The organism is Pseudomonas sp. FBCC-B1565, from assembly GCF_059133265.1.
The window spans coordinates 5,132,962-5,159,124 of sequence record NZ_CP101438.1; the positions used below are offsets into that span (position 1 = coordinate 5,132,962).

Sequence of the window (26,163 nt, forward strand, 5' to 3'; positions counted from 1 at the left end):
ACCTATACCTACAGGCATCCGCTCAAGCATCACCACTTTTGGAGAGCTTCATGATCGACCTGTATTACTGGACCACCCCCAACGGCCACAAAATATCGTTGTTCCTGGAAGAAGCCGGCCTGCCCTACAAGGTGCACCCGATCAACATTGGCCAGGGCGAACAGTTCAAGCCTGACTTCCTGAAGATCGCTCCCAACAACCGCATCCCGGCCATCGTCGACCAGAACCCGACCGACGGCGGCGCACCGATTTCCCTGTTTGAGTCCGGTGCGATCCTGTTGTACCTCGCGGAAAAAACCGGTCAGTTCATTGCAAACGACCTGCGTGGCCGCCAGGAAGTGCTGCAATGGCTGTTCTGGCAGATGGGCGGCTTGGGCCCGATGGCGGGGCAGAATCATCACTTCAGCCAATTCGCACCGGAGAAAATCCCCTACGCGATCAAACGCTACGTGGATGAAACCGCACGCCTTTACGGGGTGCTCGACCGGCGCCTGGCGGACCGTGCGTTCGTGGCCGGTGAGGACTACAGCATTGCCGACATGGCGATCTACCCCTGGATTGTTTCCCACAAATGGCAGAGCCAGCGCCTGGAAGATTTCCCACACCTGCAGCGCTGGTTCAACAGCATCAAAGAACGGCCGGCGACGGTTCGGGCGTATGAGCTGGTGCAGAAAGTGAACCCGCCCAAGTCTTGATACGCAATTCCTGAAAATAAGGCATGGCTCCCGCTTGCGTCGTTTCGCCGCGCTCACTAACGTAGCGCCTTTACTGACGCTACCCCCCGCAGGAGCTTTGCCATGGCCTCGCCAGCCCTCTCACATTTTCTTCCCCGGTTCGGCGTTGCCGCTGCAGTGGCCAGTGCGTTAAGCCTGGCCGGTTGCCAGCTCCAGAGCACCCAGGACACCCTTCCGCCGGTTGCCGGCGTACAGCCGATCAAAGGCCTCGCGCAGAACGTATCGGTACGCCGCAATGCCCAGGGCATGCCGCTGATCGAAAGCAACACTTTCCACGACGCGCTGTTCAGCCTCGGTTATGTGCACGCCAGTGATCGCATCACCCAGATGGTCACCCTGCGCCTGCTGGCCCAGGGCCGGCTGGCGGAAATGTCCGGGCCCGAAGTGCTGGATGTCGACCGCTTCATGCGCGCGGTCAACCTGAAGAAAAGCGCCGGCGAGCTGTACAACGCCTCCAGCCCGCGCCTCAAGCGCTTCTTTGAAGTGTATGCGCGCGGCGTCAACGCCTATCTGTTCCGCTACCGCGACAAGCTGCCGCCGGACCTGGCCCAGACCGGCTACAAGCCCGAGTACTGGAAGCCGGAAGATTCGGCGCTGCTGTTCTGCCTGCTGAATTTCAGCGAGTCGGCCAACCTGCAGGAAGAGATCGCGTCGCTGGTGCTGGCGCAGAAAGTTGGCGTCGACAAACTCGCCTGGCTCACCCCAAGCGCGCCGGACGAAGCGATCCCGCTGGCCGAGGCCGAAAAACTCAAGGGCGTGAACCTGGGTCAGATCACCGGCCTGGCCGGGCTGGACGCGGTCAGCCAGCAACTGAGCAGCCTCAACGCCCTGGCGGTCACCACCTCAAGCAACTGGGCCATCGCCCCGCAGCGCAGCCGCAGCGGTAAAAGCCTGCTGGCAGGCGACCTCGCCGCCCAGCCGCAGGCACCGTCGCCGTGGAGCTACGTGCAGATCCGTGCACCGAAATACCAGGCCGCCGGCGCTTCGATTGCCGGCCTGCCGACACTGTTGTCCGGCTTCAACGGCAAAGTCGCGTGGAGCATGAGCACGGTCAAGGGCGACACCCAGGACCTGTTCCTGGAGAAGGTCAAGCGCCAGGGCAGCGCGCTGTACTACGAGAACAACGGCAAATGGCTGCCGGCAGGCGTGCGTAACGAAACCTTCTTCATCAAGGGCCAACGCTCGATCCGCGAGGTGGTGTACGAAACCCGTCATGGCGCCCTGCTCAATAGCAGTCAGGCGTTGACCACCGGTCTGGGCCTGGCCCTGCAAACCGCTGACTTCAAGGACGACAAGAGCCTGGATGCGTTCTTCGACCTGTCCCGCGCACAAACCATCGGCAAAGCCTCGGATGCGACCCGGGAAATCCGCGCCATCGCCCTTAACATGATCTTCGCCGACGCCGGCAGCATTGGCTGGCAAGTCACCGGCCGCTTCCCTAACCGCCGCGAAGGCGAAGGCTTGCTGCCGTCGCCGGGCTGGGACACGCGGTTTGACTGGGATGGCTACGCCGACGCGATGCTGCATCCCTATGACCAGGACCCGGCCCAAGGCTGGATCGGCACCGCCAACCAGCGCACCGCGCCGCGTGGCTATGGCATGCAACTGTCCAACTCCTGGGACGCCCCGGAGCGCAGCGAGCGCCTGGCGCAACTGGCCAATGCCGGCAAGCATGACAGCCGCAGCATGATCGCCATGCAGTACGACCAAACCACCACCTTCGCCGCCAAGCTCAAGAGCATGTTCCAGGCGCCGGGCATGGCCCAGCCGCTGAAACAGGCGATTGACGCACTGCCTGCGGCGGAACAGGCCAAGGCCCGTGAGGCGCTGGGGCGCCTGATGGCGTTCGATGGTCGCCTGGTGTCCACCTCTGCCGATGCGGCGCTCTACGAACTGTTCCTGCAGGAGAGCACCAGACAGATCTTCCTCGACGAGCTGGGGCCGGAAAACAGCGCCAGCTGGAAAGCCTTTGTCAGCAACGCCAGCCTGTCCTATGCCGCCCAGGCCGATCACTTGCTGGGCCGCGAAGACAGCCCGTTCTGGGATGACGTGCGTACGCCGCAGAAAGAAGACAAACCGGCGATCCTCGCCCGCAGCCTGGCCGCCGCGATCAGCGCCGGCGACAGTCAGCTGGGCGCCGACCACAAGGCCTGGCAGTGGGGCAAGCTGCACACCACCACCTGGAAAAACGCCAATGGCCAGGTGATTCGTGGCCCGCTGGCCTCCGGTGGCGACCACAACACCTTGAACCCGGCGCCCTACAACTGGGGACAGGACTTCGCCACCACCCAGGTGCCCGCGCTGCGCTTGATCGTCGATTTCGGCCAGGTGGAGCCAATGATGGGCCAGGGCGGCATCGGCCAGTCCGGCAACCCGGCCAGCCCGAATTATGCCAATGGCATCGACCCGTCGCTCAAGGCGCAATACCTGAGCTTCCCGATGCAGCCGCAGAACTTCGAGAAGGTGTACGGGAAGGCCAGGTTGACCCTGACACCCGGTAAATAACCCGGCTTTTCATGAAAAACCTGGATCTAATGTGGGAGGGGGCTTGCCCCCGATAGCGGTGTATCAGCCAGCCAAGGTGCAACTGACCCACCGCAATCGGGGGCAAGTCGAATCGTCGCACCGCCCCTCCCACATTTGGACTGCATGCACTCCGATAGAACTTCTCAGTCCAGCCCCGCCTCATAAGTAACAAGCCCACCTCCCCCGGTCACCCCATGGACCTTGTCATCGCCCGCCCCGAAGGCCTCTACTGCCCCGCCGGAGATTTCTACATCGACCCCTGGCGCCCGGTGGAGCGCTCGGTCATCACCCACGCCCACGGCGACCACGCCCGCACTGGCAACCAGCACTACCTGGCGGCAGCCCCCGGCGAAGGCATCCTGCGCTCCAGGCTGGGCCAGGACATCAACCTGCAAACCCTGGCCTACGGCGAGCCACTGGTGCACCACGGTGTCACCCTGAGCTTTCACCCGGCCGGACATGTGCTTGGCTCGGCTCAGGTGCGCCTGGAGTACCAGGGCGAGGTCTGGGTCGCGTCCGGCGACTACAAGGTCGAGCCCGATGGCACCTGCGCGCCGTTCGAACCGGTGCGTTGCCACACCTTTATCACCGAATCCACCTTCGGCCTGCCGATCTACCGCTGGCAGCCCCAGGCGCAGATCTTCGCCGGGATCAACGACTGGTGGCAGGCGAACATCGCCGTCGGCAAAGCCAGCGTGTTGTTCTGTTACTCGTTCGGCAAGGCCCAGCGCATCCTGCATGGCATCGACGCCAGCATCGGCCCGATCCTCAGCCATGGCGCGGTCGAACCGTTGAACCGGGTGTACCGCGAGGCCGGCATCCATATCCCTGAAACCCTCTACGCCGGCGACTTCAACAAGACCGACCCGTTGCTACGCCAAGCGCTGATCATCGCCCCGCCCTCCGCTGGCGGTAGCAGTTGGATCAAGCGCTTCGGCGACTATAGCGACGCCTTCGCCAGTGGCTGGATGCGCCTGCGCGGCACCCGCCGCCGGCGCGGGGTGGACCGGGGCTTTGTGCTCTCGGACCACGCCGATTGGCCCGGACTGTTGTGGGCCATCGAGCAGACCGGCGCCGAGCGGGTGATGGTCACCCACGGTTCTGTCGGCGTATTGGTGCGCCACCTGCGGGAAAAAGGCCTGGATGCCCAGGGCTTCACCACCGAATACGGCGATGACGAAGAAGAGGCCGGCGCATGAAGGCCTTTGCCGAGCTGTACGCCAATCTCGACGCCACCACCTCCAGCAACGCCAAGCTGGCCGCGTTGCAAGCCTACTTCCGGGGGGCCGCGCCAGAAGATGCCGCCTGGGCCGTGTATTTCCTGTCCGGCGGACGGCCACGGCAATTGGTGCCGACCCGCCTGTTGCGGGACATGGCCACCGCAGCGTCCGGCATCGAGCCGTGGCTGTTCGAGGAAAGCTATCAGTCGGTGGGTGACCTGGCGGAGACCATTTCCCTGCTGCTACCGGAATCTGCCTACACCTCGGAGGATGGCCTGGCCGTGTGGCTGGAGGAAAAACTCCTGCCGTTGCGCGGCTTCCCTCCCCTGGAATTGGCTGAGCGCCTGCCGGCGTTGTGGGCGCAACTCGATCAACCGAGCCTGATGGTGTGCATCAAGTTGATCACCGGCAGTTTTCGCGTGGGCGTATCCAAGTTGTTGGTCACCCGTGCCCTCGCCGCCATGGCCGACCTCGACAGCAAGCGTGTGGCGCAGCGGTTAGTGGGCTACACCGACCTGTCCAATCGTCCAACCGCTGAGGGCTACCTCAAGCTGATCGCCGCCGAATCGTCCGACGAGCATGCACAACGGGGCGGCCAGCCTTATCCGTTTTTTCTGGCTCATGGCTTGGCGCAACCGGTGGAGCAATTCGAAGCGCTGCTCGGTTCTCCCGCCGACTGGCAGGTGGAATGGAAGTGGGACGGCATCCGCGCACAACTGGTCAAGCGCGATGGGCGCCTGTGGATATGGTCCCGTGGCGAAGAGCTGGTGACCGAGCGTTTTCCCGAACTTCACAGCCTGGTGAGTGGGTTACCGGACGGCACGGTGATCGACGGTGAGATCGTGGTGTGGAAGGACGCGGTGCAACCCTTCGCCCTGTTGCAGCAACGGATTGGCCGCAAGACGTTGAGCAAGAAAGTGCTGGAGGATGCGCCGGTCGCGGTCCTCGCCTACGACCTGCTGGAACATCGGGGCGACGACTGGCGTAACCACACCCAGGCCGAGCGCCGCGCCCAGCTTGAGCAGGTGGTCACCCAGTGCAACCAACCAGTATTGCTCGCCTCACCGTTGCTGACCGCAACCACCTGGGAAGCGCTGGCTGAACAGCGTGAAGCCTCGCGCAGCCTGGGCGTGGAAGGCATGATGCTCAAGGCCCGCGATGGCCTCTACGGCGTGGGCCGTACCAAGGACATGGGCGTGTGGTGGAAGTGGAAGGTCGACCCGTTCAGCGTCGACGCGGTGTTGATCTACGCCCAGCGAGGCCACGGCCGCCGCGCCAGCCTCTACAGCGACTACACCTTTGCGGTGTGGGACGGCCCGGCCGGCAGCGAACGCACGCTGGTGCCGTTTGCCAAGGCCTACTCCGGCCTGACCGACGAAGAAATGCGTAAGGTCGACGCGATTGTGCGCAAGACCACCGTGGAAAAATTCGGCCCGGTGAGCAGTGTGACACCGAGCATGGTGTTCGAGCTGGGATTCGAGGGTATTGCCTTGTCCAAGCGGCACAAGAGCGGAATTGCCGTGCGGTTTCCGCGGATGTTGCGCTGGCGGCAGGACAAGGCGGTGGATGAGGCCGACAGCCTTGCCACCCTGCAAGACCTGCTTACCTGACACCTCCCACATTTAAATTTCTTTATGACCCGAAATGGTGCGCTCATTTTTCAGCGCCCATTTTCGGGCATCTCCTACACTCAGATCTTCCTCATCCCACCTTTTAAAACGCTCATTCGGAACTACATTCGGAACTATGGTGCAGAAATTGCTACTTGTGATCCGTCTGACACCGTTCAGTAACAGTCCTAAACGCGCCACAAGCGCTTATCTTGGTTTCCAGGGATTACATAATGAAAAAAGCATTGCTGACCCTTTCTGCACTGGCTCTGTGCATGGCCGCGGGTGTAGCCACGGCCAAGGAATACAAGGAACTGCGTTTTGGTGTCGATCCGTCCTACGCGCCATTCGAATCCAAGGCCGCCGACGGCAGCCTGGTGGGCTTCGATATCGACTTGGGCAATGCGATCTGCGCCGAGCTGAAAGTAAAGTGCAAGTGGGTAGAAAGTGATTTCGACGGCATGATTCCGGGCCTCAAGGCCAACAAGTTCGACGGCGTGATTTCGTCCATGACCGTGACCCCGGTGCGTGAAAAGGCCATCGACTTCTCCAGCGAACTGTTCTCCGGCCCGACCTCGCTGGTGTTCAAGAAAGGCGCGGGCTACTCGACGCCGGAGTCCCTCAAGGGCAAATCCGTAGGCTACGAGCAGGGCACCATCCAGGAAGCCTACGCCAAGGCCGTGCTGGATAAAGCCGGTGTGACCACCAAGGCCTACGCCAACCAGGACCAGGTGTACGCCGACCTGACCTCCGGCCGTCTCGACGCCTCCGTGCAGGACATGCTGCAAGCCGAACTGGGCTTCCTGAAGTCGCCGGCCGGTGCCGACTACGAAGTGAGCAAGGCCATCGACGATCCATTGCTGCCGTCGAAAACCGCCGTCGGTATCAAAAAAGGTAACACTGAACTGAAGGCGCTTTTGGATAAAGGTATCAAAGCGTTACACGATGATGGCACCTACGCCACCATCCAGAAGAAACACTTTGGCGATCTGAACCTGTACAGCGGCAAATAATGCCTGGAGCGCCCTTCCCCTGGAGGGGCGCTTTTTTATCGCCATAGGTCCTGATTTATGTTCGAAGAACTGTTGCAAACCCTCGGGTTGAGCGCGCTCAGCCTGAAGGGTTTCGGCCCGCTGTTGCTGCAAGGCACCTGGATGACCATCAAGTTGTCGGTGCTGTCCCTGGCCGTCAGCGTGTTGCTGGGCCTGCTCGGCGCCAGCGCCAAACTTTCCAGCCTGCCCTTCCTGCGCATCCCCGCCCAGCTCTACACCACGCTGATTCGCGGTGTGCCCGACCTGGTGCTGATGCTGCTGATTTTCTACAGCCTGCAAACCTGGCTCACCGGCCTGACTGACTTTATGGAATGGGAATACATCGAGATCGACCCGTTCAGCGCTGGGGTGATCACCCTGGGTTTTATCTACGGGGCGTATTTCACCGAGACTTTTCGCGGCGCGATCCTCGCGGTGCCCCGTGGCCAACTGGAAGCCGCTACGGCCTATGGGCTCAAGCGCAGCCAGCGGTTTCGCTACGTGACCTTCCCGCAAATGATGCGCTTTGCCCTGCCGGGCATCGGCAATAACTGGATGGTGATGCTCAAGGCCACGGCCCTGGTGTCGATCATCGGCCTGGCCGACCTGGTCAAGGCCGCTCAGGATGCCGGCAAGAGCACTTATCAGCTGTTTTACTTCCTGGTCATCGCCGCGTTGATCTACCTGTTGATCACCAGCGCGTCCAACTTCGTTTTGCGCCGCCTTGAACGTCGCTACTCCGCCGGCGCCCGGGAGGCCATACGATGATCGAACTCTTGCAGGAATACTGGCGCCCCTTCCTTTATAGCGACGGCCAGCACATCACCGGCCTGGCCATGACGATGTGGCTGCTCAGCGCCGCCCTGGTCATCGGCTTCCTGGTGTCGATCCCGCTGTCCATTGCCCGCGTGTCGCGCAAGCGCCTGGTGCGCTGGCCGGTGCAGTTCTACACCTATCTGTTCCGGGGCACGCCGCTCTATATCCAGTTGCTGATCTGCTACACCGGTATCTACAGCCTCGCCGCCGTACGCGAACAACCGTTGCTGGATGCGTTCTTTCGCGACGCGATGAACTGCACCATCCTGGCCTTCGCCCTCAACACCTGCGCCTACACCACGGAGATTTTCGCCGGGGCGATCCGCAGCATGACCCACGGCGAAGTCGAGGCGGCCAAGGCCTACGGCTTGAGCGGCTGGAAGCTCTACGCCTACGTGATCATGCCGTCGGCGCTGCGCCGCTCGCTGCCCTACTACAGTAATGAAGTGATCCTGATGCTGCACTCGACCACGGTGGCTTTCACCGCAACGATCCCCGACATCCTCAAAGTGGCGCGGGATGCCAACTCGGCCACCTTCATGACCTTTCAATCATTCGGTATCGCTGCGCTGATCTACCTGACCGTGACCTTTGCCCTGGTCGGTCTGTTTCGTCTGGCGGAGCGCCGTTGGCTGGCCTTTCTCGGGCCGAGCCACTAAGGAGCCTTCATGCGGCATCACGTCCATGAACTGATCGCGCCGGTGCCCGGCACGGCGCGGCAGATTCACAGTTTTCATTTCGGCCCGGAACAGGCCGAAGGCAAGATCTACATCCAGTCGTCGCTGCATGCCGACGAACTGCCCGGCATGCTGGTGGCCTGGCACCTCAAGGTGCAGCTGGCGAAGTTGGCGGCGGCCGGGCGCCTGCGCAGCGAGATCGTGCTGGTGCCCATCGCCAACCCGGTGGGTCTGGAACAGGTGTTGATGGATATCCCGCTGGGCCGCTACGAATTGGAAAGCGGGCAGAACTTCAATCGCCTGTTTGTCGACCTCAGTGACGCGGTGGGCGACCAGGTCGAGGCGTTGCTCGGGGACGATCCGCAGCGCAATGTCGAACTGATCCGCTCCGCTTTGTCGCGCGCCCTCGCCGCGCAAAGCGCCGACACCCAACTGCAGTCCCAGCGCCTGGTCCTGCAACGTCTGGCCTGCGACGCCGATATGGTGCTGGACCTGCATTGCGACTTCGAAGCCGTGGCGCACCTGTACACCACGCCCGAGGCTTGGCCGCAGGTGGAACCGTTGGCGCGGTATATCGGGTCGGAAGCGAATTTGCTCGCGACCGACTCCGGCGGGCAATCCTTCGATGAGTGCTTCACCCTGGTGTGGTGGCAGTTGCAGCAACGCTTCGGCGAGCGCTTCCCGATCCCCATGGGCAGCTTTTCGGTGACCGTCGAGCTGCGCGGCCAAGGTGACGTCAACCATGGCCTGGCGGCGCTCGACTGCCAGGCGATCATCGATTACCTGATTCACTTCGGCGCGATTGCCGGCGACGTCGCACCACTGCCGGACCTGCCCTACCCCGCCACGCCGCTGGCCGGCGTTGAACCGGTGGCGACGCCGGTGGGCGGCCTGCTGGTGTTCCGCGCCCTGCCCGGCGAATACCTGGAAGCCGGGCAACTGATCGCCGAAATCATCGACCCCATTACCGACCGCGTAACGCCCGTGCACTGCCAGAAGGCCGGCCTGCTTTACGCCCGTTCGCTGCGCCGCATGGCCACTGCCGGGATGGTCATCGGCCATGTCGCAGGCACCGAGGCCTATCGCAGCGGCTATCTACTTTCGCCTTGAGGATGCACGCCCCATGTACAAATTGACCGTTGAAGGCCTGCATAAAAGCTATGGCGACAATGAGGTGCTCAAAGGTGTTTCGCTCAAGGCCAGGACCGGCGACGTGATCAGCCTGATCGGCGCCAGCGGCTCGGGCAAGAGCACCTTCTTGCGCTGCATCAACTTCCTGGAAACCCCCAACGACGGCGCCATGACCCTCGATGGCCAGCCGATCCGCATGGTCAGCGACCGCCACGGTATGCGCGTGGCCGATGACGCCGAATTGCAGCGCCTGCGCACGCGCCTGGCCATGGTGTTCCAGCACTTCAACCTGTGGAGCCACATGAGCGTGCTGGAAAACATCACCATGGCCCCGCGCAGGGTGCTGGGTTGCAGCAAAAAGGACGCCGAAGACCGTGCGCGTCGCTACCTCGACAAGGTCGGCCTACCGGCACGCGTGGCCGATCAATACCCGGCATTCCTGTCCGGCGGCCAGCAGCAACGCGTCGCCATCGCCCGCGCCCTGGCGATGGAACCGGAGGTGATGCTGTTCGACGAGCCCACCTCGGCCCTTGACCCGGAGCTGGTGGGCGAAGTGTTGAAGGTGATCCAGGGCCTGGCCGAGGAAGGCCGCACCATGATCATGGTGACCCACGAGATGAGCTTTGCACGCAAGGTGTCGAGCCAGGTGCTGTTCCTGCATCAGGGCCTGGTGGAGGAACAAGGCGCGCCTGAGGACGTGCTGGGCAATCCGAAGAGCGAGCGCTTGCAGCAGTTCCTGAGTGGCAATTTGAAGTAAACCTTTGGGCGCGCTGGAAGGTCTGTGGAATAGACCTTCCAGAGTTGCGCCGCCCCATGGCAAAACCCATCGACTTCGCCAAACAGTGGTTTGCCGCCAAAGGCTGGAAGCCGTTCGCTTTTCAGAAAGAGGTATGGGCGGCAGTCAAGGGCGGTCAGTCGGGATTGCTGCATGCCAGCACCGGCGCCGGCAAGACCTACGCGCTATGGTTCGCGGCGCTCAATCGCTTCGCCATCACTCGCCCGCCCGTGACGGGTAAACGCAAACCGCCCGCTGAACCGCTGACGGTGCTGTGGATCACGCCCATGCGGGCCCTGGCGGCCGATACCGCACGCGCCCTCGAAGCACCGCTGGAAGCCCTGCAGATTCCCTGGAGCGTCGGCCTGCGCACCGGTGACACCAGCAGCAGCGAGCGCGCCCGCCAGACACGGCGCCAGCCCACCGCCCTGGTGACCACCCCGGAAAGCCTGACCCTGATGCTGGCCCGCGCCGACAGCGAAGTGAGCCTGGCACACGTGCGCATGGTGATCGTCGATGAATGGCATGAATTGATCGGCAACAAACGCGGCGTGCAGTTGCAACTGGCGCTGGCGCGGCTGCGGCGCTGGCATCCGGGTTTGATGGTGTGGGGCATTTCAGCGACCCTGGGTAATCAATCCCACGCCTTGGAGGTGTTGGTCCCACAAGGCGACGGGATCAATGTACAGGGGCAAACGGCCAAAGAGCTGAAGGTCGACACCTTGCTGCCGCCGCTTGCCGAGCGCTTTCCCTGGGCCGGGCATATCGGCTTGAAGATGTTGCCCCAGGTGGTGGCCGAGGTCGAAAGCAGCAGCAGTTGCCTGGTGTTTACCAATACCCGGGCGCAGTCGGAAATCTGGTACCAGGCGTTGCTGGACGCCCGGCCCGACTGGGCTGGGGTGATTGCCCTGCATCACGGTTCATTGTCCAGAGAGACCCGCGACTGGGTGGAACGGGCGTTGAAGGACGGCCAACTCAAGGCCGTGGTGTGCACCTCCAGCCTGGACCTGGGGGTGGACTTCCTGCCGGTGGAACGGGTGTTGCAGATTGGCTCGGCCAAAGGTGTTGCACGCCTGATGCAACGCGCCGGGCGCTCGGGGCATGCGCCGGGGCGGCCCTCGCGGGTGACGCTGGTGCCGACCCACAGCCTGGAACTGGTGGAAGCGGCGGCGGCCCAGGATGCAATTGCCCAGCGACGCATCGAAGCGCGGGAATCGCCGCACAAACCGCTGGATGTACTCGTACAACATTTGGTGAGCATGGCGCTGGGCGGCGGGTTCACGCCGGATGCGTTGCTGGCGGAAGTACGCGGGGCCTGGGCGTACCGCGACCTCACGGACGCAGACTGGGCGTGGGCGCTGGGGTTTGTGCGCCATGGCGGTCTGTCGCTGACCGCCTATCCGGACTACCGCCGCGTGGAGCCGGACGAACAGGGCATCTGGCGCGTCCCCGATGCCCGCCTGGCGCGCCGTCATCGCATGAGCGTGGGCACCATCGTCAGTGACGCGAGCATCCACTTGAAGTACTGGAGCAAGGGCGGTGGCGGCAAGAACCTGGGCAGTGTCGAGGAAGGTTTTATCGCGCGGCTCAAGCCCGGCGATGGTTTCCTGTTTGCCGGGCGCCTGCTGGAGCTGGTGCGTGTGGAAAACATGACCGCCTACGTGCGCCGCAGCAGCGCCAAAAAAGCCGCCGTGCCGCGCTGGAATGGCGGGCGCATGCCGCTTTCCAACGAGCTGGCCCAGGCGGTGGTGGAGCGTTTTGATGCGGCGGCGCACGGGCACTTTAAAGGCCCGGAGATGCGCGCGGTGCAACCCCTCTTGCAGACGCAGTTGCGCTGGTCCGGCCTGCCGACGCGCGAGCATCTGCTGGCCGAAGCGCTGAAATCCCGGGAAGGCTGGCACCTGTTTCTCTATCCCTTCGCCGGGCGCCAGGTGCACCTGGGGCTGGCGAGTCTGTTGGCGTGGCGGGTGAGCCAGGGGCAGGCAGTGACCTTTTCGATTGCCGTGAATGACTACGGGCTGGAGTTATTGAGCGCCACGCCTGTGGATTGGCCCGGATTATTGAATGAGGCGCTGCTGAGCCCTGAAAACCTGTTAGAAGACGTGGCGGCCAGCCTGAACGCCGGGGAACTGGCCCTGCGCCGCTTTCGCGAGATAGCACGCATTGCCGGGCTGGTGTTCGCCGGCTATCCCGGCGCACCGAAAAGTACGCGGCAGGTGCAGGCGTCCAGCGGTTTGTTCTTCGAGGTGTTCAAGCAATATGACCCACAGAACCGATTACTGACCCAAGCCGGGGAAGAAGTCCTGCGCGATGAATTGGATATTCGTCGCTTGGAAGCGACGTTGCGTCATCTGTCGGCGCTGAAACTGGACCTGCACCTGATCGAACGGCCGACTCCCCTGGCTTTTCCGCTGCTGGTCGAGCGGATGCGCGAAAGCATGAGTTCGGAAAAACTCTCGGAGCGCATTGCACGAATGGTCAAGGACCTGGAAAAGGTCGCGGATAACGGGAAGCGCTGATGGTCTGTTCGATAACGCTGGAAGGTGAGCAATTGTGGTTGCTGGCAGACAAGGCGATCTACTGGCCTGCGCGCGGGTGCCTGTTGATTGCCGATGCGCACTTTGGCAAGGCCTCGGCGTACCGCTGCCTGGGGCAGCCGGTGCCGCAAGGGACCACCACTGCCAACCTTGAGCGGCTGGACCGGCTGCTCGCTACCCATGGGTGCGCGCAGGTGATCTTTCTTGGCGACTTCCTGCATGGCCCCGGCTCCCACGCCAGCGGCACACTGGGCGCGTTGCGGGCTTGGCGCGAGCGTCATCCCTCGTTGCCCCTGACCCTGGTGCGCGGCAATCACGATAAACGCGCCGGTGACCCACCGCCCGACCTGAAGATTGAAGTGGTGCCGGAACCGCTGCTGATGGGCCCCTTTGCCTTGCAGCACGAACCGGATGTCCACCCCAGCCACCACGTGCTGGCTGGGCATGTGCATCCGGTGTATCGCTTGCGTGGCAAGGGCCGGCAAAGCCTGCGACTGCCATGCTTTCAGATCGGGACGCGGGTCAGCTTGTTACCGGCGTTTGGCGCGTTTACCGGTGGCTTTGCGGTGGAGCAGGCCGATGACCACCGACTCTTTGTGGTCGGCGATCAGCAGGTATGGCCAGTGGGCTAGTATCAGGCCACAGGTGCGGGTGGTGGCTCGTCCGGCAAAGTCGGCTCACCAGGTTCAGTAGGTTGCGGGTAATCCGGCTCGGGTTGGCCGGGGATGCCGCCCCCGTATGCGGGGTCGGCCATCAAGGACCAGGCCAGAACGCCAATCTGGTTGGGTTCAAGCCGGGCAAGTTCTGCGCTGATTCGCGGGTCGAGCTTCATAAGGTACTCCTCAAGCGTGGCCCGGCGCGTTTTACACGCGCCGAGGCAGTACACCTAGATAGAGTCACTTTCCGCAGACTAATTCCCTTTGCGTGTAAGACCTTTCGATCAGGCGCGTGGGAGAGTGACGCCGCGCTGGCCCTGGTACTTGCCGGCACGGTCTTTGTAGGACACTTCACAGGCCTCGTCGGACTGCAGGAACAGCATCTGCGCCACACCTTCGTTGGCATAGATCTTCGCCGGCAAGGTGGTGGTGTTGGAGAACTCGAGGGTCACGTGGCCTTCCCACTCCGGCTCAAGCGGCGTCACGTTGACGATGATGCCGCAACGCGCGTAGGTGCTTTTACCCAGGCAGATGGTCAGCACGTCACGCGGGATACGGAAGAACTCCACGGTGCGCGCCAGGGCGAAGGAGTTGGGCGGGATGATGCATACGTCGCTCTTGACGTCGACGAAGCTCTTTTCGTCGAAGTTCTTCGGATCGACGATCGCCGAGTTGATGTTGGTGAACACCTTGAACTCATCGGCGCAGCGCACATCGTAGCCGTAGCTGGAAACGCCGTAGGAAATCACCGGGGCATCGCCTTGGCCACGGATCTGGCGCTCGACGAACGGTTCGATCATGCCGTGTTCTTGCGCCATGCGGCGAATCCACTTGTCCGATTTGATGCTCATGGCGGGTGTCCTGAATAGCGAGGTGGAAAAATTCTGTGGGGCATCTTACCGGGGCCGGCGTTGGGGTTCAAAGGCCACGCGGCTTTTCTTGATGAACGCGCCTGCTGCTATAAGCCACAGCCAGCGGGGCCGGGACCCATATTGCCGTGCAAGGTGACCGCAAATACCACCGCCAGTCACGAAAATGGAGAAACCTTCGGAAATACCATTGGCACGTTCCGGAAAAAGGGTTAAGGTGGCGCCACTGTGCTGCTTGTGTCACTGAGAATCTCTACACGATATGTTGAATTTCGATCCAACCATCTCCAAGAATTTTTCCTGCTCTTTGCACTCAGTCTCGGCCAGGGCTTTTCCTGAGTCGCAGTTAACTTTGTCCAAGGAGATACACCATGTCTAATCGCCAAACTGGTACCGTTAAGTGGTTCAACGATGAAAAAGGCTTCGGCTTCATCACTCCACAATCCGGTGACGACCTGTTCGTTCACTTCAAAGCTATCCAATCCGACGGCTTCAAAAGCCTGAAAGAAGGCCAACAGGTTTCTTTCATCGCTACCCGCGGTCAGAAAGGCATGCAAGCTGAAGAAGTTCAAGTTATCTAACTTGTACTGACTTAGTCGAAAAGACCCCGCCCTTAAAAGCGGGGTTTTTTTATGCCTGGGATTTGGCCCTATCTGCAAATAAGATACGGCATAAACCAATGTGGGAGGGGGCTTGCCCCCGATTGCAGTGTGTCAGTCAATACAGATTTGACTGAACCATCGCTATCGGGGGCAAGCCCCCTCCCACATTCAAGCATTCAAGCATTCAAGCCAATTCGTTATTGAAACAACGACTCACTCGACAAGCCATTCTTCTCCAGGATCTCACGCAAGCGCTTGAGCCCTTCTACCTGGATCTGCCGCACCCGCTCACGGGTCAGGCCGATCTCCAGGCCTACGTCTTCCAGGGTGCTGCTCTCATGGCCGCGCAGGCCGAAGCGGCGAATCACCACCTCGCGCTGCTTGTCCGTGAGTTCCGACAGCCACTGGTCAATGCTTTGGGACAGATCATCATCCTGCAACAGCTCGCAAGGATCCGTAGGACGATCATCGGTCAGGGTGTCCAGCAGGGTTTTATCCGAATCCGGACCCAGCGAGACGTCGACCGAAGACACACGCTCGTTAAGGCCCAGCATGCGCTTGACCTCCCCTACCGGTTTTTCCAGCAGGTTGGCGATTTCTTCGGGCGAAGGTTCATGATCGAGTTTTTGGGTAAGCTCACGCGCTGCCCGCAGGTAGACGTTGAGCTCCTTGACCACATGGATCGGCAACCGGATCGTACGGGTCTGATTCATGATCGCCCGTTCGATGGTCTGGCGAATCCACCAGGTGGCATAGGTCGAAAAGCGGAAGCCCCGCTCAGGGTCGAACTTCTCCACCGCCCGGATCAGGCCCAGGTTGCCTTCCTCGATCAAGTCCAACAGGGACAGCCCACGATTGACATAGCGTCGGGCGATTTTCACCACCAGGCGCAGGTTGCTTTCAATCATGCGTTTGCGCCCAGCCGGATCGCCCTTCTGCGACAAGCGCGCAAAATGGACTTCTTCTTCGGGAGTCAACAGAGGGGAAAAGCCGATTTCATTGAGGTACAGCTGGGTCGCATCGAGCGCCCGAGTGTAGTCAATGTACTTGTGTTGCTTTAACGCGGTGGAGTTCTTGGATTTGGTGCGAACTGAAGGTACAGCAGGTCCCTCATTCGACATCGATTCCGTAGCGATACCGGTCTCCATCAGGAGAACCTCATCGTCGATGTCAAACTCCGGCGCTTCTTTACTGAGAGCCATTGTTATAGTCCTTTGGTGAGTTCGACCTCAAGCTCAAGCGGCGCCTTTATCCTTGGCAACGCTGGAGCCTGTTCCTTCTACGTGAGGGAACAGGCTGTGCAACACATCAACGACGGGGTAGGAATTGCAGCGGATCTACAGGCTTCCCTTGACGGCGAATCTCAAAGTGCAGTTTCACCCGGTCTGTACCAGTTGACCCCATTTCGGCAATTGTCTGTCCGACTTTGACCTGCTGCCCCTCCCGAACCAACAGCCTGCGGTTGTGACCGTAAGCACTGACGTAGGTGTCGCTGTGTTTGATGATGACCAGCTCGCCGTAGCCCCGTAAACCACTCCCGGCGTACACCACTGTCCCATCAGACGCAGCTAAAACAGGCTGTCCCAAATCTCCGGCGATATCAATGCCTTTATTCAAACTACCGTTTGAAGAGAATTTTCCAATTAACACTCCGTTTGAGGGCCATCCCCAGCCGGTCGGCGCAGGCCCGGCAGGTGGCAACGGCGCGGGTGCCGGCTTGCTTGCAGGGGTAGGTGCGGCGGTGCCTGCAGGGCGGGTAATGATGGTGGTTTTGCTGGAGGACGACGGCGAAGATCCAGTGTTTGTCACAACTGTCGTAGGCGCAGAACCGGTACGGCCGTCGAAGCGAATCGTCTGACCGGGATGTATCGTGTAGGGCACAGGAATATTGTTACGGGCTGCGAGCGCCTTGTAGTCCCAGCCATAGCGGAAGGCGATCGAGAACATCGTATCGCCCTTGCGCACCACGTATTGCCCGGTGGTCACCGTCGGCTTTTGCGGCACGGCATTATTACGGTCCACCACCCGTGCGCCGCTGCTTGGCGAGCTGGAGCAGCCGACCAGCACGGAACTGAAGACGAGGCCAAGCACCAGTCGATGAAAGCTTGTTTTACTCATACGCTGCGCAAGACCTGTGAGACTCACCCGCCGCTCCCTTTGTGGTGGCTGAACATGAATGCCTGTATCAGGCTTGAAATATGACGCAAGTATAACTGGGCATTGGAGTTTTACCGTCACACGCCGGAAACGAAACATTCATCGCGTTTAATTCCGACTCCCGATCATGTTGACTCGATAGACCCCGCCGTAAGACACATCCCCGCCAACAGAATTCACTGCCCGCGAACAAATGATCAGGCCAGCGGCCCATTGAGCAACGGCACAAAACGCACGGCCCCCAGCACATGCCGGGAAAAGCCTTCATCCTCACGGATAATGAGCATCAATTGTTGCACTTCGCCGGAGCCTACCGGGATCACCAGGCGTCCGCCGGGGGCAAGTTGATCGAGCAACGCTTGCGGAACATCGGTGGCCACGGCGGTCACGATGATGCCGTTGTAAGGCGCCAGCGCCGGCCAGCCTTCCCAGCCGTCCCCCCAGCGGAACACCACGTTGCGCAGGTTCAACTCCACCAGGCGCTCCTTGGCCCGGTCTTGCAGCACCTTGATGCGCTCGACCGAGAACACCCGCTCCACCAGTTGCGCCAGCACGGCAGTCTGGTAGCCGGAGCCGGTGCCGATTTCCAGCACCTTGTCCAACGGCCCCGCCGCCAGCAGCAGCTCGCTCATGCGCGCCACCATGTAGGGTTGGGAGATGGTCTGGTTGTGGCCGATGGGCAGCGCCGTATCTTCATAGGCACGGTGGGCCAGGGCTTCATCGACAAACAGGTGGCGAGGCGTACGCCGGATCACTTCCAGCACCTGGGCGTTGGACAAACCTTCTTCGTACAGGCGCTGGATCAGGCGTTCACGGGTACGCTGGGACGTCATCCCGATGCCCCGGCGCAGCAAGTCGTCTTGTTCACGGCCCATCAGCGCAGCCCCTCCAGCCAGCCATCGAGACCACTGAAGGCATCACTGAAGGTGCGATCAAATTGCAATGGGGTAATCGACACATAGCCTTGCATCACCGCATGAAAGTCCGTGCCTTCACCACCATCTTCAGCATCACCTGCCGCTGCGATCCAATAGCCTTCCTTGCCACGCGGGTCGACCACCTTCAACGGCGCCGCCGCACGGGCGCGATGGCCCAGGCGCGTCAGCTTGATGCCGCGAATATGATCGAGGGGCAGGTTGGGAATATTGACGTTGAGCACCGTACGCGGTGGCAGGTCCAGAGAGCCATGGGCCTCCACCAGCTTGCGCGCGAAATGCGCGGCGGTTGCCAGGTTATCCAGTTGCCGCGAGGCAAACGAAAAGGCGAACCCGGTACGGCCCAGGAAGCGCCCCTCAAGGGCTGCCGCCACGGTCCCGGAATACAGCACATCATCCCCCAGGTTTGCACCGAGGTTGATGCCCGACACCACTAGGTCCGGCGCCTGGTCCAGCAGGCTGTTGATTGCCAGGTGGACACAGTCGGTAGGCGTGCCGTTCACACTGATAAAGCCATTGGCCAAGACTTGCGGGTGCAGCGGACGGTCGAGCGTCAGCGAACTGCTGGCGCCACTCTTGTCCTGGTCAGGGGCAACCACCACGCACTCGGCATAATCCTGCAGCGCAGCATAGAGCGCGGCAAGACCGGGTGCGGTGGCACCGTCATCGTTTGATATCAGAATACGCATGGGTTGTCCGTCTGCCCCACCGGCACCAGATCAACAAGCTCGCGCACCAACACAGTGGCGAAGCATCCGGCCGGCAGGACGAATTCCAATTGCAGAATGTCCAGCGAAGGATAATGCCACGTCAAACCGCCAATGGGCAGTCGAAGAATGCGACGTTCCTGGCTCATGCCGGCATTCACCAGCCAATCACGCAAGTCGGCTTCACCAGCGGCAACCGCCTGTTCCAGCTCGAAGGTTGCACCACTGGCCGGCGAGTCGCCCTCGCCCCACTGCGGCCCGGTCGGGTGCAGGTCCAGAATGGCCAGGCGCGGGTCGCTGCATTCCGCTTCGCCAGCCGGGAAAAAACTGCGGCTGTCGGTAAACGCCAGCAGGTCGCCGACCTGGGCACGTTGCCACGAACCATCGGCCACGCGCGCGGCCAGCACTTTGTTGAACAAAAAGCTGCGGGCGGTGGACAGCAACCGCGAACGCACATTGCGCTGCTCCGGCAAGGCTTTGCGGGCGGCCCACTCGCGAGCGTCCACGACATTGCCGCCATTGTGGCCAAAGCGCTGGGCACCGAAATAGTTGGGAATGCCGTGTTGGGCAATCTGTTGCAAGCGCGCATCGATGGCGGCGGTATCACCGGCCAACTGCGTCAGGCGCAAAGTGAACCCATTGGCCGAATGCGCACCGCGCTGCAGCTTGCGCTTGTGGCGGCCGGTCTTGAGAATCTTGAGCGTGTCATTCTCCGCCGCGCTCATGTCCGGGTCGGCCTTGCCCGGCAGTTGCACGCTGAACCATTGGCGGGTCAACGCCTGGCGATCCTTGAGCCCGGCATAGCTGACGGTGCGCAACGGCACCCCGGCCGCCTTGGCGATACGCCGCGCAGCTTCCTCGGTATTGAGGCCGCGTTTTTCCACCCACAACCACAGGTGTTCGCCTTCACCGGTCAGCGGAATGTCCAGCACCTCGTCGACCTGGAAGTCTTCGGCCGTCGCCTTCAGTACCGCGCTGCCCAAGGCCTCGCCATAGGCTCGCGGGCCCAGCAGTTGCAGGTCATTCATGCGCGCAGCAACAAGGCAACGGAGTGCACGGCAATGCCCTCTTCACGGCCGGTGAACCCGAGCTTTTCAGTGGTGGTGGCTTTCACGTTGACTTGATCCAATTCAATTTGCAGGTCGGCGGCAATCAGCGCGCGCATCGACTCGATATGCGGGGCCATCTTCGGCGCCTGGGCCACGATGGTGTTGTCAACGTTGCCGACCTTCCAGCCCTTGGCATGGACCAGGCCAACCACATGGCGCAACAAGACACGGCTGTCCGCGCCCTTGAAAGTCGGGTCGGTGTCTGGAAAGTGCTTGCCGATATCGCCCAATGCCGCCGCGCCAAGCAACGCATCGCTCAAGGCATGCAACACGACGTCGCCGTCGGAATGAGCCAGCAAACCATGGTGGTGTGCAATACGCACGCCGCCCAGGGTGATGAAATCGCCTTCGGCGAAACGGTGCACATCGTAGCCGTGGCCAATACGCATAAAAAAACGCCCCGATTTAATTCAGGGCGTGATTCTACCTACTTTTGCCTCACATTAACCGAGCAAAGCACGGCCATGGTGTCGCAAATGGTCTTCGATGAAGCTGGCGATAAAGAAGTAGCTGTGGTCGTAGCCGGGTTGCAGGCGCAGTTCCAGCGGATGGTTGGCTGCCTTGGCCGCTTGTTGCAGGGCTTCAGGCTTGAGTTGCACGGCGAGGAAATCGTCGCGGTCGCCCTGGTCCACCAGCAGTGGCAGCTTTTCCGAGGCTTCGCCGATCAGTACACAGGTGTCCCACTCGCGCCACTTGGAACGCTCTTCACCCAAGTAGCGGGAGAAAGCTTTCTGGCCCCATGGGCAATCCATCGGGTTGTTGATCGGCGAAAACGCCGACACCGACAGGTAACGTCCAGGGTTACGCAAGGCACACACCAGCGCACCGTGGCCGCCCATGGAGTGGCCGCTGATGCCGCGCTTATCCGACGCTGGGAAATGCCCTTCGATCAACGCCGGCAATTCCTGCACGACGTAGTCATACATCCGATAGTGCTTGGCCCAGGGTTCCTGGGTGGCATTCAAATAGAAGCCGGCGCCGAGACCGAAATCCCACGCGTTGTCCGGGTCGCCCGGCACACCCGGACCACGCGGGCTGGTGTCCGGCGCCACAATGATCAAACCCAGCTCGGCAGCCATGCGCTGGGCGCCGGCCTTCTGCATGAAGTTCTCATCGGTGCAGGTGAGACCCGACAGCCAGTACAACACCGGCAATTTGCCGCCCTGCTCCGCTTGCGGCGGCAGGTAAACGGCGAAGGTCATGTCGCAACCGAGCACATCGGAATGATGCTTGTAGCGTTTATGCCAGCCGCCGAAGCTCTTCTGGCACGACAGGTTTTCCAGACTCATGGCGAACCTCAGAAGTGGATGACGGTACGAATGCTCTTGCCTTCATGCATCAGGTCAAACGCTTTGTTGATGTCTTCCAGGCCCATGGTGTGGGTGATGAAGGTGTCCAGCGGGATCTCGCCGGTCTGGGCCATTTCCACGTAGCTTGGCAGTTCGGAGCGGCCACGTACGCCACCGAAGGCCGAACCGCGCCAGACGCGACCGGTCACCAACTGGAACGGGCGGGTAGCGATTTCCTGGCCGGCACCGGCCACGCCGATGATCACCGACTCGCCCCAGCCCTTGTGGCAGCACTCGAGGGCGGCGCGCATCAGTTGCACGTTGCCGATGCATTCGAAGGAGAAGTCCACGCCGCCGTCGGTGAGGTCGACGATCACGTCCTGGATCGGACGATCGTAGTCTTTCGGGTTGATGCAATCGGTCGCACCCAGCTGCTTGGCGATTTCGAACTTGGCCGGGTTGATGTCGATGGCAATGATGCGACCTGCCTTGGCTTTAACCGCACCAATCACTGCCGACAGGCCGATACCGCCGAGGCCGAAGATCGCTACGGTATCGCCTGGCTTGACCTTGGCGGTGTTGATCACAGCACCGATGCCGGTGGTAACGCCGCAACCGAGCAAGCAGACTTTTTCAAGTGGGGCTTCTTTAGGAATCTTGGCCACGGAAATTTCCGGCAGCACGGTGTACTCGGAGAAGGTCGAGGTGCCCATGTAGTGGAAAATCGGTTGGCCTTTGTAGGAGAAACGCGTGGTGCCGTCCGGCATCAGGCCTTTGCCTTGGGTGGAACGGATGGCCTGGCACAAGTTGGTCTTGCCCGACAGGCAGAACTTGCACTTGCCGCATTCCGGGGTGTACAGCGGGATGACGTGATCGCCCACGGCTACCGACGTCACGCCCTCACCGATCGCCTCAACCACCGCACCGCCTTCATGGCCGAGGATCGACGGGAAGATGCCTTCCGGGTCGGCGCCCGACAGGGTGTAGGCGTCGGTATGGCACACGCCGGACGCGACCACGCGCAACAGCACTTCACCCGCCTTGGGCATGGCGACATCCACTTCGACGATCTCAAGGGGCTTCTTGGCTTCGAAGGCTACGGCGGCGCGGGACTTGATCATCCGGGTTTCTCCATCGGGGTTAAAAACTGAGGCGACGAGTGTAAAACATGGCTGGCTGATGAATAATCCAGGCAAAAGCAAAACTTTATTGCTGCATGGGGATAATCGACATGCTTGAAAACCGCTGGGAAGGTATCGATGAGTTTGTCGCAGTGGCCGAATGCAGCCAGTTCACGGCGGCGGCGGAACGGCTGGGGGTGTCGTCTTCCCATATCAGCCGGCAGGTGGCGCGCCTGGAAGAACGCCTGCAAACCCGGTTGCTGTACCGCAGTACGCGCAAGGTGACCCTGACCGAGGCCGGCCAGACCTTCTTGCAACACTGCCAACGCCTGCAGGACGGGCGTGAGGAAGCGCTGCGTGCGGTGGGCGATCTCACCAGCGAGCCCAAGGGCATGTTGCGCATGACCTGTGCCGTGGCATATGGCGAGCGCTTTATCGTGCCGCTGGTGACACGGTTCATGGGGCTGTATCCGCAGTTGCGGGTGGATATCGAACTGAGCAACCGCCAACTGGACCTGGTGCATGAAGGCCTCGACCTGGCGATCCGCCTGGGGCGCTTGCAGGATTCGCGCATGGTCGCCAGCCGCCTCGCACCTCGACGCATGTACCTGTGTGCGTCGCCGTCCTACCTCGCTCGGTATGGTCGGCCACATAGCTTGTCGGAATTGAGCCGGCATAACTGCCTGATCGGCAGCTCGGATATCTGGCAACTGGCCCAGGACGGGCGGGAGTTTTCCCAGCGCGTGCAGGGAAATTGGCGCTGCAACAGTGGGCAAGCGGTGTTGGATGCGGCGCTACAGGGCGTCGGGTTGTGCCAGTTGCCAGACTATTACGTGCTGGAGCATCTGCACAGTGGCGCGTTGGTATCGTTGCTGGAGGCGCATCAGCCGCCGAATACGGCGGTGTGGGCGTTGTATCCGCAGCAAAGGCATTTGTCGCCGAAGGTCAGGAAATTGGTGGATTTCTTGAAGGAGGGGTTGGCTGAGAGGCCGGAGTACAGCAGTTGACTGTTGGTTGTTTGGAGGGGCCTCATCGGGGACAAGCCCCTCCCACACTTGGAATGCATTTCAATGTGGGAGGGGGCTTGCCCCCGATGGGGTCGACACGGTATCGCGGATTACCTGCGGTTAGCCCACCGCAACCGCAGCCACTCCAAATCTTCCGGCCGGGTCACTTTGATATTGTCCGAGCGCCCTTCGATCAGGCGCGGCGCCTGGCCGGACCATTCCATCGCCGAGGCTTCATCGGTAATCACCGCATCCGCCACCAGGCTGTCGGCCAAGGCACGATGCAAAGCCCCCAAGCGGAACATCTGCGGCGTATAAGCCTGCCAGATCAAGCTGCGATCAACGGTCTCGACCACGCGGCCATGCTTGTCGACGCGCTTGAGAGTGTCGCGGGCCGGCACGGCCAACAGACCACCCACAGGATCGTTCAACAGTTCGCTTAATAACTTGTCGAGATCATCACGACTCAGGTTCGGCCGTGCCGCATCGTGCACCAACACCCAATCGTCATCGCTGGCGCCCAGGGCATTGAGTTGCAGCAGCGCATTGAGCACAGACCCCGAACGCTCGTCGCCGCCATCCGCACGCACGATGCGTGGGTCGTTGGCGCAAGGCAGGTTGGGCCAGTAAGGATCATCGACAGCAAGGCTGACCACCAACCCTTTAAGGTCTGGATGGTCAAGAAAACAGCCAAGACTGTGTTCGAGAATAGTGCGCCCGCCCAGTTGCAGATATTGCTTGGGACGGTCCGCGGCCATACGGGCACCGACGCCCGCGGCAGGAATCACGGCCCAGAAGGCTGGCAAACGGTTACTCATTGGGCCAACTGGTAGAGGGTTTCGCCCTCCTTGACCATGCCCAATTCATGACGAGCCCGTTCTTCCACGGTCTCCGTACCTTTTTTCAGCTCTAGCACTTCGGCATCGAGGACGCGGTTACGCTCCAGCAGGCGTTCGTTTTCGGCGTGCTGGTCGGCAATTTGCTGGGTCAGGTCTTTTACCTGCGCAAAGCTGCCATTACCCACCCATAGGCGGTACTGCAGGCCAGCCAGCAACAAGAGCAAGACGAGGAACAACCAATTGGGACTGCGCATCGAATATCGGGTATCCAGTGAAAAAAGACCGCCATGCAAAACTTTTGCAGCAACTGATAGCACGAAGCCTGGAAAAACCAGGCTTGTGCTTGATAGCCATCAGATTAGCGCCGAAATCCACACTGTCGTGAGTTTTCCGACGCAATCCGCCGACTTTTTACCATGTTTCACCATCAACTAGCGATCAGCCGCGAAACTCGCCGCGACCGTTGTACTTGGCCTTGCCAGCCAGTTGCTCTTCGATACGCAGCAATTGGTTGTACTTGGAAACACGGTCGGAACGGCACAGGGAACCGGTCTTGATCTGGCCGGCCGAGGTGCCCACGGCCAGGTCGGCAATGGTCGAGTCTTCGGTTTCGCCGGAGCGGTGCGAGATCACGGCGGTGTAGCCCGCAGCCTTGGCCATCTGGATGGCTTCCAGGGTTTCGGTCAGGGTGCCGATCTGGTTGAACTTGATCAGGATCGAGTTGGCGATCTTTTTATCGATGCCTTCTTTCAGGATCTTGGTGTTGGTCACGAACAGGTCGTCGCCCACCAGTTGGATCTTCTCGCCGATCTTGTCGGTGAGGATTTTCCAACCGTCCCAGTCGGACTCGTCCAGGCCGTCTTCGATCGAGATGATCGGGTAGCGCTGGGTCAGGCCCTTCAGGTATTCAGCGAAACCTTCGGAGTTGAACACCTGGCCTTCGCCGGACAGGTTGTACTTACCGTCCTCGTAGAACTCGCTGGCCGCGCAGTCCAGGGCGAGGGTCACGTCGGTGCCCAGCTTGTAGCCAGCATTGGCCACGGCTTCGGAGATCACTTTCAGTGCATCTTCGTTGGACGCCAGGTTCGGTGCAAAACCGCCTTCGTCACCCACCGCAGTGCTCAGGCCACGGGCCTTCAGCACAGCCTTGAGGTGATGGAAAATCTCGGTGCCCATGCGCAAGCCTTCGGAGAAGGACTTGGCGCCGACCGGCTGTACCATGAATTCCTGGATGTCGACGTTATTATCGGCGTGCTCGCCACCGTTGATGATATTCATCATCGGTACCGGCATCGAGTAGACGCCCGGGGTGCCGTTCAGGTTGGCAATGTGCGCGTACAGCGGCAGGTCCTGGTCCTGTGCGGCGGCCTTGGCGGCAGCCAGGGACACGGCGAGGATGGCGTTGGCGCCCAGGCTGCCTTTGTTTTCGGTGCCGTCGAGCTTGATCATCGCGTGGTCCAGGGCTTTCTGGTCCAGCGGGTCCTTGCCCAGCAACAGGTCACGGATCGGGCCGTTGATGTTGGCAACAGCTTTCAGTACACCCTTGCCCAGGTAACGGCTCTTGTCGCCATCACGCAGTTCCAGCGCTTCGCGCGAACCGGTAGAAGCACCGGACGGCGCGCAGGCGCTGCCGATGATGCCGTTATCGAGAAGCACGTCGGCTTCGACGGTGGGGTTGCCACGGGAGTCGAGAACTTCACGACCTTTGATGTCGACGATTTTTGCCATTGTTGTAAACACTCCAAAGTTGACGAAAACGACGCAGCTGAAGGGAATCTTTTGACCGACCGCAAGGGTGGAACAACGGGGCAGGCT

General features: G+C 61.2%; 26 protein-coding genes. 13 read left to right on the plus strand and 13 right to left on the minus strand.

The window, feature by feature from the left end; genetic code table 11:
- Nucleotides 1-50: 50 nt before the first annotated feature.
- From NL123_RS23785 to pdeM, 11 genes are all read left to right on the plus strand, one after another.
- On the plus strand, nucleotides 51-695 hold the full coding sequence (locus tag NL123_RS23785; protein ID WP_248486672.1) for a glutathione binding-like protein: 645 nt from the start codon (nucleotides 51-53) through the stop codon (nucleotides 693-695).
- A 102-nt stretch (nucleotides 696-797) separates the two neighbouring features.
- Nucleotides 798-3,239, plus strand: a complete 2,442-nt coding sequence (locus tag NL123_RS23790; RefSeq protein WP_494356483.1) for a penicillin acylase family protein — start codon at nucleotides 798-800, stop codon at nucleotides 3,237-3,239.
- Nucleotides 3,240-3,454: 215 nt separating this feature from the next.
- Nucleotides 3,455-4,459 (plus strand): ligase-associated DNA damage response exonuclease, encoded by a 1,005-nt coding sequence (locus tag NL123_RS23795; protein ID WP_494356484.1) that lies wholly within the window; start codon nucleotides 3,455-3,457, stop codon nucleotides 4,457-4,459.
- Nucleotides 4,456-6,090 (plus strand): ATP-dependent DNA ligase, encoded by a 1,635-nt coding sequence (locus NL123_RS23800; RefSeq protein ID WP_494356485.1) that lies wholly within the window; start codon nucleotides 4,456-4,458, stop codon nucleotides 6,088-6,090. Before NL123_RS23795 ends, NL123_RS23800 begins: the two co-directional genes overlap by 4 nt.
- 233 nt (nucleotides 6,091-6,323) lie before the next feature.
- Nucleotides 6,324-7,103, plus strand: coding sequence for a transporter substrate-binding domain-containing protein (locus NL123_RS23805; RefSeq protein WP_071496912.1), 780 nt, complete (start codon nucleotides 6,324-6,326; stop codon nucleotides 7,101-7,103).
- A 57-nt stretch (nucleotides 7,104-7,160) separates the two neighbouring features.
- On the plus strand, nucleotides 7,161-7,889 hold the full coding sequence (locus tag NL123_RS23810) for an ABC transporter permease (RefSeq protein WP_248486664.1): 729 nt from the start codon (nucleotides 7,161-7,163) through the stop codon (nucleotides 7,887-7,889).
- Nucleotides 7,886-8,596: an ABC transporter permease gene (locus tag NL123_RS23815; protein ID WP_494356486.1), complete on the plus strand. Its 711-nt coding sequence runs from the start codon at nucleotides 7,886-7,888 to the stop codon at nucleotides 8,594-8,596. The genes NL123_RS23810 and NL123_RS23815 overlap by 4 nt, the downstream gene beginning before the upstream one ends.
- 9 nt (nucleotides 8,597-8,605) lie before the next feature.
- Nucleotides 8,606-9,724, plus strand: coding sequence for a succinylglutamate desuccinylase/aspartoacylase family protein (locus NL123_RS23820; protein ID WP_494356487.1), 1,119 nt, complete (start codon nucleotides 8,606-8,608; stop codon nucleotides 9,722-9,724).
- A gap of 13 nt (nucleotides 9,725-9,737) precedes the next feature.
- A complete protein-coding gene (locus tag NL123_RS23825; protein WP_071496915.1) occupies nucleotides 9,738-10,502 on the plus strand; it encodes an ABC transporter ATP-binding protein in 765 nt (254 codons plus the stop codon).
- A gap of 56 nt (nucleotides 10,503-10,558) precedes the next feature.
- Nucleotides 10,559-13,039 (plus strand): ligase-associated DNA damage response DEXH box helicase, encoded by a 2,481-nt coding sequence (locus NL123_RS23830; protein WP_248486660.1) that lies wholly within the window; start codon nucleotides 10,559-10,561, stop codon nucleotides 13,037-13,039.
- A complete protein-coding gene (gene pdeM / locus NL123_RS23835; protein WP_494356488.1) occupies nucleotides 13,039-13,689 on the plus strand; it encodes a ligase-associated DNA damage response endonuclease PdeM in 651 nt (216 codons plus the stop codon). The genes NL123_RS23830 and pdeM overlap by 1 nt, the downstream gene beginning before the upstream one ends.
- A 2-nt stretch (nucleotides 13,690-13,691) precedes the next feature.
- Here the strand turns inward: pdeM and NL123_RS23840 are convergent, their stop codons facing one another.
- On the minus strand, nucleotides 13,692-13,889 hold the full coding sequence (locus NL123_RS23840) for a hypothetical protein (RefSeq protein ID WP_058425267.1): 198 nt from the start codon (nucleotides 13,887-13,889) through the stop codon (nucleotides 13,692-13,694).
- A gap of 108 nt (nucleotides 13,890-13,997) precedes the next feature.
- Nucleotides 13,998-14,564: a dCTP deaminase gene (dcd, locus tag NL123_RS23845; protein ID WP_010212421.1), complete on the minus strand. Its 567-nt coding sequence runs from the start codon at nucleotides 14,562-14,564 to the stop codon at nucleotides 13,998-14,000.
- Between the two features lie 389 nt (nucleotides 14,565-14,953).
- Here dcd and NL123_RS23850 point away from each other — a divergent pair, with 389 nt between their 5' ends.
- Nucleotides 14,954-15,163, plus strand: a complete 210-nt coding sequence (locus tag NL123_RS23850; protein WP_002554837.1) for a cold-shock protein — start codon at nucleotides 14,954-14,956, stop codon at nucleotides 15,161-15,163.
- A gap of 218 nt (nucleotides 15,164-15,381) precedes the next feature.
- On the opposite strand, the gene rpoS is transcribed toward NL123_RS23850, so the two are convergent.
- The 8 genes from rpoS to NL123_RS23890 form a co-directional block, all read right to left on the minus strand.
- Nucleotides 15,382-16,386 carry an RNA polymerase sigma factor RpoS gene (gene rpoS, locus NL123_RS23855; RefSeq protein ID WP_025855149.1) on the minus strand — a complete coding sequence of 335 codons (1,005 nt, stop codon included), beginning with the start codon at nucleotides 16,384-16,386 and terminating at the stop codon, nucleotides 15,382-15,384.
- Nucleotides 16,387-16,492: 106 nt separating this feature from the next.
- Nucleotides 16,493-17,329 (minus strand): peptidoglycan DD-metalloendopeptidase family protein, encoded by an 837-nt coding sequence (locus tag NL123_RS23860; RefSeq protein ID WP_248486656.1) that lies wholly within the window; start codon nucleotides 17,327-17,329, stop codon nucleotides 16,493-16,495.
- 209 nt (nucleotides 17,330-17,538) lie between these two features.
- A complete protein-coding gene (locus NL123_RS23865; protein ID WP_010563544.1) occupies nucleotides 17,539-18,174 on the minus strand; it encodes a protein-L-isoaspartate(D-aspartate) O-methyltransferase in 636 nt (211 codons plus the stop codon).
- Between the two features lie 41 nt (nucleotides 18,175-18,215).
- Entirely contained in the window at nucleotides 18,216-18,965 is a 750-nt protein-coding gene (gene surE / locus NL123_RS23870) for a 5'/3'-nucleotidase SurE (protein WP_071496919.1), read from the minus strand.
- Nucleotides 18,953-20,011 (minus strand): tRNA pseudouridine(13) synthase TruD, encoded by a 1,059-nt coding sequence (gene truD, locus NL123_RS23875; RefSeq protein WP_494356489.1) that lies wholly within the window; start codon nucleotides 20,009-20,011, stop codon nucleotides 18,953-18,955. The genes surE and truD overlap by 13 nt, the downstream gene beginning before the upstream one ends.
- Complete coding sequence (gene ispF / locus NL123_RS23880; protein ID WP_248486650.1) at nucleotides 20,008-20,481, minus strand: 2-C-methyl-D-erythritol 2,4-cyclodiphosphate synthase; 474 nt, start codon at nucleotides 20,479-20,481, stop codon at nucleotides 20,008-20,010. Before ispF ends, truD begins: the two co-directional genes overlap by 4 nt.
- Nucleotides 20,482-20,535: 54 nt before the next feature.
- Nucleotides 20,536-21,381: an S-formylglutathione hydrolase gene (gene fghA / locus NL123_RS23885; RefSeq protein WP_248486648.1), complete on the minus strand. Its 846-nt coding sequence runs from the start codon at nucleotides 21,379-21,381 to the stop codon at nucleotides 20,536-20,538.
- Between the two features lie 8 nt (nucleotides 21,382-21,389).
- Nucleotides 21,390-22,502 (minus strand): S-(hydroxymethyl)glutathione dehydrogenase/class III alcohol dehydrogenase, encoded by a 1,113-nt coding sequence (locus NL123_RS23890; protein ID WP_010212435.1) that lies wholly within the window; start codon nucleotides 22,500-22,502, stop codon nucleotides 21,390-21,392.
- 110 nt (nucleotides 22,503-22,612) lie between these two features.
- Between NL123_RS23890 and NL123_RS23895 the strand changes: the two genes are divergently transcribed.
- The gene (locus NL123_RS23895; protein WP_058425273.1) at nucleotides 22,613-23,509 is read left to right on the plus strand and encodes a LysR substrate-binding domain-containing protein; all 897 of its coding nucleotides are present in this window, start codon (nucleotides 22,613-22,615) and stop codon (nucleotides 23,507-23,509) included.
- 110 nt (nucleotides 23,510-23,619) lie between these two features.
- Here the strand turns inward: NL123_RS23895 and ispD are convergent, their stop codons facing one another.
- The 3 genes from ispD to eno form a co-directional block, all read right to left on the minus strand.
- Nucleotides 23,620-24,327 (minus strand): 2-C-methyl-D-erythritol 4-phosphate cytidylyltransferase, encoded by a 708-nt coding sequence (gene ispD / locus NL123_RS23900; RefSeq protein ID WP_248486646.1) that lies wholly within the window; start codon nucleotides 24,325-24,327, stop codon nucleotides 23,620-23,622.
- Nucleotides 24,324-24,602 carry a cell division protein FtsB gene (gene ftsB, locus NL123_RS23905; protein WP_003172294.1) on the minus strand — a complete coding sequence of 93 codons (279 nt, stop codon included), beginning with the start codon at nucleotides 24,600-24,602 and terminating at the stop codon, nucleotides 24,324-24,326. Before ftsB ends, ispD begins: the two co-directional genes overlap by 4 nt.
- Before the next feature lie 184 nt (nucleotides 24,603-24,786).
- Nucleotides 24,787-26,076 (minus strand): phosphopyruvate hydratase, encoded by a 1,290-nt coding sequence (eno, locus tag NL123_RS23910; RefSeq protein ID WP_003189193.1) that lies wholly within the window; start codon nucleotides 26,074-26,076, stop codon nucleotides 24,787-24,789.
- Nucleotides 26,077-26,163 lie beyond the last annotated feature (87 nt).

Coding starts and splice junctions, on each gene's coding strand:
- NL123_RS23785 (WP_248486672.1), top strand. CDS start 51: ATGATCGACCTGTATTACTGGACCACCCCCAACGGCCACAAAATATCG.
- NL123_RS23790 (WP_494356483.1), top strand. CDS start 798: ATGGCCTCGCCAGCCCTCTCACATTTTCTTCCCCGGTTCGGCGTTGCC.
- NL123_RS23795 (WP_494356484.1), top strand. CDS start 3,455: ATGGACCTTGTCATCGCCCGCCCCGAAGGCCTCTACTGCCCCGCCGGA.
- NL123_RS23800 (WP_494356485.1), top strand. CDS start 4,456: ATGAAGGCCTTTGCCGAGCTGTACGCCAATCTCGACGCCACCACCTCC.
- NL123_RS23805 (WP_071496912.1), top strand. CDS start 6,324: ATGAAAAAAGCATTGCTGACCCTTTCTGCACTGGCTCTGTGCATGGCC.
- NL123_RS23810 (WP_248486664.1), top strand. CDS start 7,161: ATGTTCGAAGAACTGTTGCAAACCCTCGGGTTGAGCGCGCTCAGCCTG.
- NL123_RS23815 (WP_494356486.1), top strand. CDS start 7,886: ATGATCGAACTCTTGCAGGAATACTGGCGCCCCTTCCTTTATAGCGAC.
- NL123_RS23820 (WP_494356487.1), top strand. CDS start 8,606: ATGCGGCATCACGTCCATGAACTGATCGCGCCGGTGCCCGGCACGGCG.
- NL123_RS23825 (WP_071496915.1), top strand. CDS start 9,738: ATGTACAAATTGACCGTTGAAGGCCTGCATAAAAGCTATGGCGACAAT.
- NL123_RS23830 (WP_248486660.1), top strand. CDS start 10,559: ATGGCAAAACCCATCGACTTCGCCAAACAGTGGTTTGCCGCCAAAGGC.
- pdeM (WP_494356488.1), top strand. CDS start 13,039: ATGGTCTGTTCGATAACGCTGGAAGGTGAGCAATTGTGGTTGCTGGCA.
- NL123_RS23840 (WP_058425267.1), bottom strand. CDS start 13,889: ATGAAGCTCGACCCGCGAATCAGCGCAGAACTTGCCCGGCTTGAACCC.
- dcd (WP_010212421.1), bottom strand. CDS start 14,564: ATGAGCATCAAATCGGACAAGTGGATTCGCCGCATGGCGCAAGAACAC.
- NL123_RS23850 (WP_002554837.1), top strand. CDS start 14,954: ATGTCTAATCGCCAAACTGGTACCGTTAAGTGGTTCAACGATGAAAAA.
- rpoS (WP_025855149.1), bottom strand. CDS start 16,386: ATGGCTCTCAGTAAAGAAGCGCCGGAGTTTGACATCGACGATGAGGTT.
- NL123_RS23865 (WP_010563544.1), bottom strand. CDS start 18,174: ATGACGTCCCAGCGTACCCGTGAACGCCTGATCCAGCGCCTGTACGAA.
- surE (WP_071496919.1), bottom strand. CDS start 18,965: ATGCGTATTCTGATATCAAACGATGACGGTGCCACCGCACCCGGTCTT.
- truD (WP_494356489.1), bottom strand. CDS start 20,011: ATGAATGACCTGCAACTGCTGGGCCCGCGAGCCTATGGCGAGGCCTTG.
- ispF (WP_248486650.1), bottom strand. CDS start 20,481: ATGCGTATTGGCCACGGCTACGATGTGCACCGTTTCGCCGAAGGCGAT.
- fghA (WP_248486648.1), bottom strand. CDS start 21,381: ATGAGTCTGGAAAACCTGTCGTGCCAGAAGAGCTTCGGCGGCTGGCAT.
- NL123_RS23890 (WP_010212435.1), bottom strand. CDS start 22,502: ATGATCAAGTCCCGCGCCGCCGTAGCCTTCGAAGCCAAGAAGCCCCTT.
- NL123_RS23895 (WP_058425273.1), top strand. CDS start 22,613: ATGCTTGAAAACCGCTGGGAAGGTATCGATGAGTTTGTCGCAGTGGCC.
- ispD (WP_248486646.1), bottom strand. CDS start 24,327: ATGAGTAACCGTTTGCCAGCCTTCTGGGCCGTGATTCCTGCCGCGGGC.
- ftsB (WP_003172294.1), bottom strand. CDS start 24,602: ATGCGCAGTCCCAATTGGTTGTTCCTCGTCTTGCTCTTGTTGCTGGCT.
- eno (WP_003189193.1), bottom strand. CDS start 26,076: ATGGCAAAAATCGTCGACATCAAAGGTCGTGAAGTTCTCGACTCCCGT.